9 protein-coding genes are annotated in these 12,553 nt (G+C 73.4%); 6 read left to right on the plus strand and 3 right to left on the minus strand.

Going from position 1 to position 12,553, the window contains the following annotated elements; translation table 11 throughout:
* Window positions 1-193 precede the first annotated feature (193 nt).
* The 4 genes from H566_RS0114415 (at window position 194) to H566_RS0114430 (ending at window position 5,419) form a co-directional block, all read left to right on the plus strand.
* Window positions 194-1,000: a peptidoglycan-binding protein gene (locus H566_RS0114415; protein WP_034411836.1), complete on the plus strand. Its 807-nt coding sequence runs from the start codon at window positions 194-196 to the stop codon at window positions 998-1,000.
* A gap of 112 nt (window positions 1,001-1,112) precedes the next feature.
* A complete protein-coding gene (locus H566_RS0114420) occupies window positions 1,113-3,545 on the plus strand; it encodes an ankyrin repeat domain-containing protein (protein WP_028311984.1) in 2,433 nt (810 codons plus the stop codon).
* Window positions 3,546-3,728: 183 nt separating this feature from the next.
* A complete protein-coding gene (locus tag H566_RS0114425) occupies window positions 3,729-4,424 on the plus strand; it encodes a PEP-CTERM sorting domain-containing protein (protein WP_028311985.1) in 696 nt (231 codons plus the stop codon).
* Window positions 4,421-5,419: an LLM class flavin-dependent oxidoreductase gene (locus H566_RS0114430; RefSeq protein WP_028311986.1), complete on the plus strand. Its 999-nt coding sequence runs from the start codon at window positions 4,421-4,423 to the stop codon at window positions 5,417-5,419. Before H566_RS0114425 ends, H566_RS0114430 begins: the two co-directional genes overlap by 4 nt.
* A 112-nt stretch (window positions 5,420-5,531) precedes the next feature.
* Here H566_RS0114430 and pyk read toward each other — a convergent pair whose 3' ends face one another.
* The gene (gene pyk / locus H566_RS0114435; RefSeq protein WP_028311987.1) at window positions 5,532-6,962 is read right to left on the minus strand and encodes a pyruvate kinase; all 1,431 of its coding nucleotides are present in this window, start codon (window positions 6,960-6,962) and stop codon (window positions 5,532-5,534) included.
* A gap of 349 nt (window positions 6,963-7,311) precedes the next feature.
* Window positions 7,312-8,607, minus strand: a complete 1,296-nt coding sequence (locus H566_RS27560; protein ID WP_051378792.1) for a ComEA family DNA-binding protein — start codon at window positions 8,605-8,607, stop codon at window positions 7,312-7,314.
* 233 nt (window positions 8,608-8,840) lie between these two features.
* Here H566_RS27560 and H566_RS0114445 point away from each other — a divergent pair, with 233 nt between their 5' ends.
* Together H566_RS0114445 and H566_RS0114450 are read left to right on the plus strand one after the other, a co-directional pair.
* Entirely contained in the window at window positions 8,841-10,076 is a 1,236-nt protein-coding gene (locus H566_RS0114445; protein ID WP_028311988.1) for a DUF445 domain-containing protein, read from the plus strand.
* 532 nt (window positions 10,077-10,608) lie between these two features.
* Window positions 10,609-11,115, plus strand: coding sequence for a GNAT family N-acetyltransferase (locus tag H566_RS0114450; protein ID WP_245591364.1), 507 nt, complete (start codon window positions 10,609-10,611; stop codon window positions 11,113-11,115).
* Window positions 11,116-11,350: 235 nt separating this feature from the next.
* On the opposite strand, the gene H566_RS25310 is transcribed toward H566_RS0114450, so the two are convergent.
* A complete protein-coding gene (locus tag H566_RS25310; RefSeq protein ID WP_028311990.1) occupies window positions 11,351-12,502 on the minus strand; it encodes a hypothetical protein in 1,152 nt (383 codons plus the stop codon).
* Between the last annotated feature and the right edge of the window lie 51 nt (window positions 12,503-12,553).

Below are 12,553 nucleotides of genomic sequence, written 5' to 3' on the forward strand. Positions count from 1 at the left end.
CGCGGCCGGGCGGTACCGACCCGCCACCCGCCACCGACCACCGACCACCGACCACCGGCCGACGGCCGACGGCCGACGGCCGACGACCCGAGGCCGTCGCCGCGCCCCCGGGCTTCCCCGCAGCGTTTGCGGTCCAGGTTGTCACCCCGATGGGTGCGTGCGACAACCCGGCCACATCCACGCGGGAGGTCCCATGCCCCAGACCCTCAGACTCGGCGACCAGGGCGCCGACGTGATCACGCTCCAGCAGCGCCTGGCCGAGCTGCGCTTCAGCCCCGGCGCCATCGACGGCGACTTCGGCCACGGCACCGAGGCCGCCGTCGTCGCCTTCCAGCGCAGCATCGGCCTGCTTGACGACGGCGTGGCCGGCCCGCGCACCCTCGCCGCGCTCGGCCTCGCCGACAGCGCCGCGCTGCCCAGCGCCATCCCCGGCGTGACGGTGCAGGTGGTCTACCGCGTGTTTCCCGACGCGCCGATCGACAACATCAAGGCCCATCTGCCGCGCGTATGCGACGCGCTGATCGAGCGCAGCCTCGCCGACAAGCCGATGGTGCTGATGGCGCTCGCCACCATCCGCGCCGAGACCGCCGGCTTCGCGCCCATCGGCGAATACCTCTCGCGCTGGAACACCTCGCCCGGCGGCCAGCCCTACGACCTGTACGACTTCCGCAAGGATCTCGGCAACGGCGCCGTCGGCGACGGCGCGCGCTACAAGGGGCGCGGCTTCATCCAGCTCACCGGCAAGGCCAACTACGCCCAGCACGGCGCGGCCATCGGCCTGGGCAACCAGCTCGTGACCGATCCCGACCTGGCCAACGATCCGGTCATCGCCGCGCGGCTGCTGGCGAGCTTTCTCGGCGCGAAGGAACGCGCGATCAAGCAGGCGCTCGTGGCCGGCGACCTCGCCACGGCGCGCAAGCTCGTGAACGGCGGCAGCCACGGGCTGGAAGCGTTCAGCGCGGCCTACCGCACCGGCGAGCAGCTGATTCCGGCCGGCTGACAGCGGCGGCGGCGCCACGCCCGGAACCGCCTCACGCGCCTCCCGGCGATGGCCGGCGGCTTCACCGCGCCCACGGTGAATAATCCGCCGCCCAATCACCACGGAGTCCCGGATGGCAACGCTGCCCTCGCTTGAACAATTGCTGGTTTCGCTCGCTCAGGCGCTCGGCGCGGCATCCGCCGCCACCGGAAGTCAGGCCGATGCCTGGATCGCGCGCACGCTCGATCCCGACACCCAGGCCGCCCTCGGCGCGCGCCAGCTCGAACTGCTGCTGGCCGCGCTCGACCTCGACCCGGCGGACGAATCGACCGCCGACGCGATGGCCCGACTGCTGCACTTCGGCCAGTCGCGCTGGACCGTCGTCGACAACCTGCTCGCCACCGGCGAGGCCACGCCGGCCCAGCTCGCCTGGCTGGTGGGCGGCTGGATCGTCGCGCCGCACGCGGGCCGGCAGATCGCGCTGCGGCAGTTGCAGGCGCCGCGCGACGCGGGCATGCCGGCCGACCGGTTCTGGTACGCGCCCGTGGCCGTGCTCGACAAGGGCCGGTCGCGCGTGACGCTGCCGGTCGAGCAGGTGCTGGCCTGGGTCGATGGCCTGCTCGACGGCGGGCTGGCCGGACTGGCCGCGCGCGACGGCGCCTCGGCCGACGGCAACGCCAACGGCAACGCCGCCGCCGGCACCGACGCCGCCCTTCTCGCCGACTGGCGCGCCGGCCGGCTGCCCGAACCCGCCGACCTGCGCCGCCTGTTCGCCGACGACGCCCGCCTGCGCTTCGCCGATCCGGCCGACGCGCCCGCGCCCGTCGTCATCCGGCGCCGGCTGCTGATCGCGCGCGCGGTGCAATGGCTCTACTTCCGGCTCGGCGAGCTGCTCGACGGCGCGCGCTTCGACGCCCGCGACGCCGACCGCCAGACCAATCACGCGCTGCAACTGTTCGACCTGCACGCGATGGCGCACAACCTCACGATGGCCGCCGCCCGCGCATCGGACGACAGCACGGAGCAGGACGCCGACTTCGAGCGCCGCGTGCCCGACCCGCTGCGCTACGGCCCCTTCGCCAGCGTGCTGCCCTCGCATCAGCGCCAGGGCATCCGCGCCGCGCTGCAACTGCTCGAACGCCGATTCGCGCGGCTCGCGCCCGAGGCGCCGCTCGGCAACCTGCTCGCCTATTCGCCCGAGCAGCAGCAGGCGCTGACGCGCGACACCGCCGACTTCCTGCACGGCGCCACCGACACCCACGAGCGCCTGCACGCCGCCAAGGCCGATCTGCGCAACAAGCCGCACTGGAAACGCGTCGAGCTGCTGACCGACTTCGACCTCGTGCTCGACCTCGCGCGCGACCGCGACTTCGGCCTGCCGCTGCGCCAGATGCTCGCGCGCCGCGCCGCGCAACTGGCCGACACGCCGGCGCGCGAGCTGGACCTCATCTGCGTCGAGCTGGCCCAGCGCCTCGACGGCGACGACCGCCGCCATCGCGCCGACGGGGCCGCCGCCGAGGTCGAGGCGCTGCTCGCGCGCGCCCGCGCCAATCCGGCCGCGCCGCGCTTCGCGCCCGCGCTCGGGCATTTCGAGGCGCTGCACGCGATCGCGCTCGGCGATTTCGCGCGCGCCGGCCGCGCCTTCGACGCCGCGCTCGCGGCCGCCGGCACCGTCGGCATCGGCCGCCAGCGCACCCTGCTCGCCCACGACGCCTTCGCGCTGCGCGCCGGCCGGCCCTGGATGGGCGACATCGAGGCCGACTTCCACCGGCTGGTGAGCTACGGCCTCTTCCTCGGCAAGCCGGCCGACGCCCTGCCCGACTTCGACAGCTGGGCCGCCGAGGCCGCCCAGCACTTCCGCACCGAGCTGCACTGGCCCTACGCCGGCCCGCTCAGGCGCGAGCCGCGTCCGGCGGAATCGATGCGCAAATGGGTCGAGGCGGTATCGAAGTTCGGCGCCGCGCGCGACTGGCCCGGCCTCACGCGCTGGCTCGGCCACACCCTCAAGCCGGGCAAGGCAGTGCGCGACGCCCATGGCGACACCCTGCTCACGCTGCTGCTCGCCACGCGCGCCACCTTTCTCGAACGCGCGCGCGAACTCGAAGCCGTCGCGCCCGACGACAAGGCGCTGGCCCTGCTCGCCGGCATGCGCGAGCGCTGGCCCGAGCTGCTCGTGACCGTGGTGCGCGCCTGCCCCTGGCTGGCCGGCGAAAGCGATTTCGCGCTGCGCACGCCGCTCATGCTCGCTGCCGCCGCCGGCGACGCGGCCACGCTCGCGGCCCTGCTCGACGCCGGCGCCCCGGCCGACGCGCAGGACGCGCTCGGCCGAGGCGCGCTGCACGCGGCCGTGGCCGGCGGCTCGGCCGACTGCCTGCGCCTGCTGCTCGCGCGCGCGCCGGGCCTCGCGGACGTGGTCGCGCATGACGGCGCGAGCGCGCTGCATGCGGCCGCGCGGCTCGGCGCCGACGACCTCGCGCGCGAACTGCTCGCCGCCGCGCCGCGACTGGCCGGGCTGCGCGACGCGCGCGGCCGCACGGCGCAGGTCGCGCAGCCGGCGACGGCCTGAGGCCGGGCCACGCGCCGCAAGGGCAAGAACCTCCAGCCACCGCGGTTCACGCGCCGTGACCCGCCGCCCACCCGCGCCAGGCTGCCGTCGCCCCGGCAGCTGTAACGGGCGCCTCCTCCCGGTCCGCGCGGCGCCAACATTTCAGGCACCTATCCGCGCACGGATATCTACGGAGGAGACGCCATGCCCCATCCCATCGCCGCGCCGCTGCTCGCCGCCGGCCTTGCCCTCGCGCCGCTCGGCGCCGCGCTCGCCGAGGCGCAGCGCTACGACTTCACCGCCATCGTCACCAACGACCTGCTCGGCGACGGCGAGGGCGCCGTGTTCGGCGGCTCGCTGTGGCTCGACACCTCGCTCGCCTCGGTCGATGCCTCGTCCCCCGGCATCACCTTCTACACGGCCACGACCGAGACGCATGCCTTCGACTACGCCATCAACCTACCTGGCGGCGGCGTCAAGACCGACCCGGTCTACCCCAACCTGGAGCGCAGGCTGTCGCTGCGGTTCAACGGTGGCGCGGTCGGCGTGCCGCCGGGCTACAACAGCTTCAGCTTCGGCAGCCTCGCGAACGACCCGAGCAACCCCGCCGGCGGCCTCGCCTGGGACTTCACGCTCGGGGTCGGCGGCGTCGGCGTGATGACCGGCACGAGCACGGACGATCTCGCCTTCGATCTGGGCAAGGCCGAGTTCAACTTCGGCCAGATCCAGACCCGCGATGCCAACTACACACCCACGGTCGATTTCTACTTCCGCGTCACCGGCCTGACCCACGTCACCAGCCCGGTGCCCGAACCTGAAACATGGGCCGCCTTCGGTCTCGGACTCGCGCTGCTAGGCTGGTTGCGTCGCAACAAGCCCCAGCCGAGCCCGAGCCCATGACCGCCACGCCGCTTTCCATCCTCGACCTCTGCCCCATCCCCGAAGGCCAGACCGCCGCCGACGCCTTCCGGCGCGCGGTCGGCCTCGCGCAGCACGCCGAGACGCTCGGCTACTCGCGCTACTGGGTGGCCGAGCACCACGGCATGCCGGGCATCGCGAGCGCGGCGACGGCGGTGGTGATCGGCCATGTGGCCGGGCACACCGCGCGCATCCGCGTCGGGGCGGGCGGAATCATGCTGCCCAACCATTCGCCGCTCGTGATCGCCGAGCAGTTCGGCACGCTCGAATCGCTCTACCCCGGGCGCATCGACCTCGGCGTGGGCCGCGCGCCGGGCTCCGACCGCGAGACCGCCCGCGCGCTGCGCCGCGACCTCATGGCCGAGGCCGACGGCTTTCCGCGCGACGTGCTCGAACTCATCGACTACTTCGAGCCGGCCGAGCCCGGCCAGACCGTGCGCGCCACGCCGGGCGAGGGCCTGCGCCTGCCGGTGTGGGTGCTCGGCTCGAGCCTGTACGGCGCCCAGCTCGCGGCCACGCTCGGCCTGCCCTATGCCTTCGCCTCGCACTTCGCGCCGGCGCAGATGATGGCGGCGGTAAACCTGTACCGGCAGCGCTTCAAGCCGTCGGCGCGGCTGGCCGAGCCTTACGTGATGCTCGGCTTCAACGTGTTCGCGGCCGACACCGAGGCCGAGGCGCGAGACCTCGCCAGCTCGCAGCAGCAGAGCTTCGTCAACCTGCGCACCGGCCGGCCAGCCAAGCTGCCGCGCCCGCGCCCCGGCTACTACGACGGCCTGCCGCCGCAGCATCGCGCCATCATCGACGACGCGCTGGCCTGCACCGCCACCGGCACCGGCGAGCAGGTGGCCGAACAGGTGGCCGCCTTCATCGCGCGCACCGGCGCCAACGAGCTGATGGTCGCCTCGGCCATGCACGATCACGCGGCGCGGCTGCGGTCCTACGAATTGCTGGCCACCGCCACCGGGCTCGCGGCCTGAGCGGGCCCGGGGCGCATGGCGGGGCTTCCGGTCGGTGGCCGCGCGGGCCGGCCGCCGCGGCCGGCGCCGGTGCCGTTCACGGCGCGAAACGCGCGGCCGCGCCCGTGCCGGTTCAGCAGGCGCGCTCCTTGAGTTCGACCACGCGCATCAGGTTGGTCGTGCCCGACTCGCGGAACGGCAGCCCCGCCGAGATGACGATGAACTGCCCCGCCCGCCCGAAGCCCTGCTCCATCACCGTGCGGCAGGCCAGCGTGCTCATCTGCCCGACGCGCTCCACCTCCACGCACTTGACCGGATGCACGCCCCACACCAGCGCCAGCCGGCGCGCGGTGGCGAGGTGCGGCGTCATGCCGACGATGGGCGCCTTGGGCCGCTCGCGCGACATGCGGATCGCCGAATAGCCGCTGCTCGTGTAGGCGACGGTGGCGCAGGCGTTGAGCAGCGCGGTCGCCTGTCGCACCGCGTAGCCGACGGCGTCGGCGGCGGTCGGCTTGGGGTCGGTGTGCGAGGCGTCCACCACCTCGCGGTAGTAGGGGTCGGACTCGGTCTGTTCGAGGATGCGGTTCATCATCGCCACCGCCTCGACCGGGTAGCGGCCCGAGGCCGATTCGGCCGACAGCATCACCGCGTCGGCGCCGTCGTAGATGGCGGTCGCCACGTCCGACGCCTCGGCGCGCGTGGGCACGGGCGCGGCCGTCATCGACTCCAGCATCTGCGTCGCGACTATCACGGGCTTTCCGGCCTTGCGGCAGGCGCGGACGATGCGCTTCTGGATCGCGGGCACGCGCTCGGCCGGCAGCTCCACGCCGAGGTCGCCGCGCGCCACCATGAGCGCGTCGGCCACGTCCACGATGGCGTCGAGCGCCTCGATGGCCGAGGGCTTTTCGAGCTTGGCGACGATGCCGGCGCGCTTCTTCACGATCTGGCCGATCTCGGCGATGTCGGCGGCGCGCTGCACGAAGCTCAGCGCCACCCAGTCGAAGCCGTGCTCCAGCGCGAAGTCGAGGTCGATGCGATCCTTGGCCGTCAGCGCCGACATCGGCAGCACCACGCCGGGCACGTTCACGCCCTTGCGGTCGGACAGCGGCCCGCCGTTGATGACGCGGGTGCGGGCGTGGCTGCTGTCGCAGGCCAGCACTTCGAGCCGGATGCGGCCGTCGTCGAGCAGCAGCGAGGTGCCGCGATGCAGGGCGACGAAGATTTCCGGATGCGGCATCGGCACGCGGCTCGCGTCGCCGGGGCGGTCGGCGTCGAGGTCGAGCGTGAATTCGGCGCCCTCGGCGAGGGTGATCGGGCCGTCGGCGAAGCGGCCGATGCGCAGCTTGGGGCCTTGCAGATCGGCCAGCACGGCGATCGGGCGGCCGGTCTCGCGCTCGATGTCGCGCACGATTTCCAGGCGGCGCGCGTGGTCGTCATGGCTGCCGTGGCTGAAGTTGAAGCGGAACACGTCGGCGCCGGCGGAGAACAGCGCGGCGATGGCGGCGCGGTCGGAGCTGGCCGGGCCGAGGGTGGCGACGATCTTGGCGTTGCGGGTGCGGCGCATGAGGGGTGTCTCCTTGTCGAATCGCGATCGTGACGGCCGGTGCGTGACGGGCCGGTGAGCAATGCTTGCCGGCAGCGGGCGCGCGTCGCCGCTGACGATTCAACGGTGACACGGTCGCGAAACTGACGGACCACGGGGTATGCCCGTGGTCGGGGAGGAGAGCGGGCGGGGGCGGCGGGCGGCGCGGCGGCGGCGGGCACGGTGACGTCCGGTCACGAACATCACGCTTGCGGCCCGGCGCGAGGCCGGCCGCGCGGCTGCCGAGGCGCCCGAGGGGCGCGCCCTTCGCCGGAAGGGGCGCCCGCCGTCGCGGTGCTGCGCGGGAGACCGGACTGTAACCGGAGCCGGCTTAGAGCTTGATCGCGGGGCGCAGCTTGTCGAGCAGCTTGGGGCCGACGCCCTTCACGTCGAGCAGGGCGTCGATCGTGTGGTACGGGCGGCCCTTGATGATGGCCTTGGCCACCGGCTTGCTCATGCCCTTGACCGACAGCAGCTGGGCCTCGGTGCCGTTGTTGACCGAGACGAGGTCGGGATCGGAGGCGGCCGGCTCGGCGGCGTTCCTGGCCTTGGCGGGCTTCGCGGCCTTGTCGGCCTTCGCGGGCTTGTCGGCCTTCGCCACCTTGGCGGGCTGCGCGGGGGTGGCGGCGACGTCGGTGGCGGCGGCTTCGTCCGGCACCGGCAGCTCGATGACGGCGGCGGCAGCGACGACCGGCTCGGCGGCGCTTTCCGCGATGTCGGCCGGGGTGGCTTCGGCGGCCGGGGTGGCTTCGGCGGCCGGGGCGGCTTCAGTGACGGGCGCGGCTTCGGCGGCCGGGGCCGTTTCGGCCGGCGCGTCGATTGCCGGCTCGGTCGCGGTCGTCACCGTCTCGCCGAAGTAGCGCGCCGTCACCACATGCGGCTCGGCGAACTCGATGTAGTCGCGCGTCAGCAGGCCGGCGGGCGTCCATTCGCGCAGCATCAGCACGAGGCGCCAGTCGCCGGCGGGCAGCGGCGCGGCTTCGGATTCGACGACGATGGCCTCGGCCCGTTCGCCGCCGCCGAGGCGGTCGAGCGCCACGCCGCCGACGCGGATGCCGGCGAAGGCGCCGCCGCGATAGGGCCGGTCGAGCGCCCAGAGTTCGAGCGCGAGGTCGCCGCTCAGGTTGCCGGCGGCGCGCGGGTTCTCGATCGCGTCGGCGGCGAGCTGGACGCGCGCGTTGGCGAAGGCCGGTTCGCCCGCGTTGCCGACGAAGCGGTAGCCCGCCGCGCCCGCGAAGCGCGGCTGCACGAAGTCCTGGGTCTGGGCGAACTCGACGCGGTCGAGCAGCGTGTCGTAGCGGCCGGGCTGGCCGGCGACGAGCGCGAGCTCCATCGTCCAGGACTGGCCGCCGGCCGGCGGCAGCGCGGCGGTCCAGCCCTCGACCCAGGCGGGGCGGCCGCCGTCCTGGCGCAGTTCGGCCACGGTCACGGTGTCGGCGGCGGCGCCGCCCTGGGGCCGGGCGCGCAGTTGCAGCGCGAAGGCGAGCGAATCGTCGGCGCCGTCGGCCCAGTCGATGCCGGCGTTGAGGCAGACGAAATCGCCCGCGAGGCGGTAGCCCCAGTGTCCCGACAGGCGCGCGGCGCCGGTGATGTCGGTGGGGGTCGAAGCGGTGGGGAAGTCGGTCATGGTCAAGGCCGGCAGAGCAAAGGGGCGCGGATTGTAGTCAGGCTTGCGTGACCTTGATCGGTCAAATCGTGCTGCATCCGCACACGGCGCAGTGACTGCAAACCTTTGCAGCATCACTGTCACCCCGGCCGTGGCGGGCTGGGCGAACATGGCGCGATCCGGGGCCGCTTTCCGCCACTTTTTTCACTCCCACGGCGTCCGCTCCTGCGTACACCGTCCTCTCCGCCACCGCGATGCGCCTTCCGATCCAGCATCTCGCGCTCGGCCTGCTGGCCGCCGCCGCCCTGCTCTACGTGATTGCTGCTGCACTGCACAACACGCATCCCGCCTGGGACTACGTCGCAGCCTTCGCCGAGGCGGCGATGGTCGGCGCGATGGCCGACTGGTTCGCGGTGGTGGCGCTGTTCCGCCATCCGCTCGGCCTGCCGATCCCGCACACGGCCATCGTGCCGGCCAACAAGGCGCGCATCGGCGAGAACCTGGCCGACTTCATCTGCGCCCACTTCCTGAGCGATGCGCAGGTGCTGGCCAAGCTGCGCGAGTTCGACGCTGGCGCGCGGCTCGCGGGCTGGCTGGCGCAGCCGGCCAATGCTCAGGCGGTCGGGCGGCATCTGGTGGCGCTCGGGCGCTACGGGCTCGCGGCCTTCGACGACGACCGGCTGCGGCGCTGGCTGCGCGTGACCATCGTGCGCAAGCTCGAGACGGTGGATTTCGCCGAACTCGCGGGCCGGCTGCTCGACGTGCTGACGGCCGACCGGCGCCATCAGGCCATGCTCGACGAGGTGCTGATGCAGATCGCGCTGCTGCTCGACGACGAGGCGGTGCAGCAGCGCATCGCGGGCGCGATCGGCGAGGAGCTGGGCTATCTGCGCTACCTCGGGCTGAAGAACGTGGCGGGCAATTTCGCGGCGAACAAGCTGGTGTCGGGCGTGGGCCGGCTGCTGGGCGAGATGGCGGCCGACCCGCAGCACGAGTTGCGGCTGAAGTTCGACGACTTCGTCGCCCAGTTCATCGACAAGCTCAAGCATGACCCGGCCTTCCGGCTGCGCGGCGAGCAGATCCGCGATCAGGCATTGCGGCATCCCGCGCTGTCGGACTGGCTGCGGGAGCTGTGGCGCGATCTGCTCGGCTGGCTGCGCGCCGATCTGGCGCGCGAGGATTCGGCGATCGGCGCGCGCATCTCGGCGATGGCGCTGACGCTGGGGCGACAGCTGGCGGACGACCGGGCGATGCAGGACTGGATCAACGAGCAGGTGCTGGCGGCGGCGCCGCCGCTGGTGGCGCGCTACCGCGAGGACATCCGGCGCTACATCGTGGCGCGGGTGATGGCCTGGGAGACGGAGGCGATGACGGCGGAGCTGGAGCGCAATCTGGGGCGCGATCTGCAATGGGTGCGGATCAACGGGACGGTGGTGGGGGGGTTGATCGGGCTGCTGATCTTCGCGGTGACTCGGGCGGTGGCGGGGTAGGCGGGTTGCGGGGGGTGCCGCGGGTTGCGCTGCGGTTGCGGCTTGCGGCTTGCGGCTTGCGTTGCGGGTCGGCGGTCTTGCGGTGAGAGCGGCGGGGCGCGCGAGGGGGTGAGGGTCGGCCGCCGACTGCGCCGCCCGCCTGCGGCGGGTGCCCGGGCTCCGGTTGCTGCGTCGGGGCCGGGGCGGGAACTCGCCTTGCCCCGACGGGGCAAGGCTCAGACATCCGCCCCTGGACGGCTGCGCCGTCCTCCCCGACTCCGCAACCTCCACCCGGCGGCGCAGAAGGCGCCCGACCCTCACCCCCTCGCGCGCCCCGCCTCGTGAACGCGGAAGCCGGACGGCTCGTGCTGCGCACGTCGCGGAGGGAAGCACCGGCCCGGCCTCGCCTCGCCTCGCCTCGCCTCGCCTCGCACTCGCACTCGCACTCGCACTCGCACTCGCACTCGCACTCGCACTCGCCATCAATCACGCTCGCATCCCCGCGCTCGCGGGGCGCCTTCACGCTTCTCACCTTTCCATCCGCCACTTGCCCATGCTCATGCCCCTGCCTGCCAGTTCGTCGGCTGCCGCGCCGTCCTTGTTCATCCGCCGCTTCGAGCCTGCCGATGCGCCGGCGCTGCGCGGGGTGTTCTGCTCGGCGGTGCGTGAGGTGGCTTGCCGCGATTACTCGCCGGGGCAGCTCGATGCCTGGGCGCCGGCCGATCACGAGCCGGCGGTGTGGGCCAGACTGATGGCGCGGCTTGATCCGTTCGTGGCGGTGCTGGCGGGCGAGCCGGTGGGGTATGCGGATGTGCAGGCGTCGGGGCTGATCGACCACTTTTTCGTCGCCGCGCGGGCGAACGGGCGCGGCGTGGCGCGGGCGCTGATGGCGCGCGTCGAGGCGGAGGCGCGCGGACGCGGCATCACCGAACTGCATGCCGAGGTGAGCCTGACGGCGGAGGGTTTCTTCGCGCGGATGGGCTTCGAGGTGGTGAGGCGTCAGGTGGTGACGGTGCGCGGCGTGGCGTTGCGCAACGCGGTCATGCGCCGGTGCTTGTGACTGTCATTGAAGCGGAGCGGCCGCAAGCACGGCGCCTTGACCGGAAGGGCCGCGACGCGGCCCCGGCGGCTCATGAACCGGAAGCGGCGGTGCGCGGGTGGCGGCGGCCCGGCCGGCGTGCTGCCGCGTGCGCGGGGTTCCCGCCGCCGAGGCGGCGGGCGCGTCCGTTGCGGTCGGGCCGCCGCCACCCGCGCACCGCCGCGCCCCCCGCTTCCATCAAGCGCCGATCACCGCCTCAGTTCCCCGTCCAAACGAACGCCGGAATGCTCGCCGGCGCCGATCCCACGAGCAGCGTGATGCCCCGATGCGAGGTCAGCTCGATCTCGCCCGGATCGCCGGTCCAGCGATACAGGTCATAGCCATCGTTGATCCACGCCTGCACCGGCGTACCCGCCAGATCGGCCACGTTCGCGGTCGTCAGCGGCCGGCCCCACACCGCGAAGAACTGCGCGAGCGTGAACCGCGCCGGCGCAGGCGCCTCGACATGCAGCTTGCCGCTCGTGTCGTGCGTGTGCGTGCTGTAGGTGCAGCCGGTCGGCCCCTGCAACAGCCCGACGTGGTCCGGCACCGCGAGCTGCTGGCCGTTCAGGAAGATGCTCAGGTGGGCATGCACGTGGTAGGTCTCGTCCATCGTTCCGCACTCCAGCCCGGCCACCGTCTGGCCCCGGCCGCCCGAGGTGGTGTCGCCGGCCGGCCAGTAGTTGGTGCCGATGGTGTCGGTGGCGAGCAGGGTGACGGGCGCGGCGAGGGCGGGCGGATCGTCCCAGCGGTAGCTGGCCACGCTCGCGGGCGGCGTGCCGATCACGAGCACGATCTGGCGGTGGTCGCGCAGCACGATGGTGGCGGGGTCGCTCACGGGCACGAGGCTGCCGTTGTCGTTGATCCAGGCCGTGACGGTGCCGGTCACGCCGCCCACCTCGCCCGACGACAGCGCCCGGCCCCAGATCGCGAAGAACTGGCCGAGCGTGTAGTCGGCCGCCGTCGCGGCGATCACATGCAGCTTGCCGGAGGCGTCGTTGGTGTGGATCGGGTACTTGCAGGCGCCAGCCGCGCCGCTGCTGCCGACCGCGCCGATGCCGGCCGGCACGGCGACTCGCGTGCCGTTGGCATAGATCGAGAGTTGGGTATGGATGTGGAAGGCGCCGCCCGTCAGGCCGCAGGCCAGCCCGCCGACGCTGCCGCCCTGGCCGCCGCTGGACGTATCGCCGTTGGCCCATTGCGCGTTGCCGACCGAGGCGCCGTCGGGCAGGTCGACGGCGGCGGCCACGGCCGGCGTGCCGCCGGTGCCGCCGCCGCCGCCGTCACTGCCGCCCCCGCCGCCACAGGCGGAAAGCACGAGGGAAAGCAAGAACCCGCAGGCGAGCGCGACGCAAGGGCGATGAGGCATGAGGACTCCCGGTCTTCGTTGATCGGCAAGGCGGCGCGTGCTCGCACCGCA

The organism is Derxia gummosa DSM 723, from assembly GCF_000482785.1.
GTDB classification, from domain to species: Bacteria; Pseudomonadota; Gammaproteobacteria; order Burkholderiales; family Burkholderiaceae_E; genus Derxia; species Derxia gummosa.

Bases quoted from the DNA above. Each gene is read 5' to 3' on its own strand.
- H566_RS0114415 (WP_034411836.1), top strand. From the start codon at position 194: ATGCCCCAGACCCTCAGACTCGGCGACCAGGGCGCCGACGTGATCACG.
- H566_RS0114420 (WP_028311984.1), top strand. From the start codon at position 1,113: ATGGCAACGCTGCCCTCGCTTGAACAATTGCTGGTTTCGCTCGCTCAG.
- H566_RS0114425 (WP_028311985.1), top strand. From the start codon at position 3,729: ATGCCCCATCCCATCGCCGCGCCGCTGCTCGCCGCCGGCCTTGCCCTC.
- H566_RS0114430 (WP_028311986.1), top strand. From the start codon at position 4,421: ATGACCGCCACGCCGCTTTCCATCCTCGACCTCTGCCCCATCCCCGAA.
- pyk (WP_028311987.1), bottom strand. From the start codon at position 6,962: ATGCGCCGCACCCGCAACGCCAAGATCGTCGCCACCCTCGGCCCGGCC.
- H566_RS27560 (WP_051378792.1), bottom strand. From the start codon at position 8,607: ATGACCGACTTCCCCACCGCTTCGACCCCCACCGACATCACCGGCGCC.
- H566_RS0114445 (WP_028311988.1), top strand. From the start codon at position 8,841: ATGCGCCTTCCGATCCAGCATCTCGCGCTCGGCCTGCTGGCCGCCGCC.
- H566_RS0114450 (WP_245591364.1), top strand. From the start codon at position 10,609: ATGCTCATGCCCCTGCCTGCCAGTTCGTCGGCTGCCGCGCCGTCCTTG.
- H566_RS25310 (WP_028311990.1), bottom strand. From the start codon at position 12,502: ATGCCTCATCGCCCTTGCGTCGCGCTCGCCTGCGGGTTCTTGCTTTCC.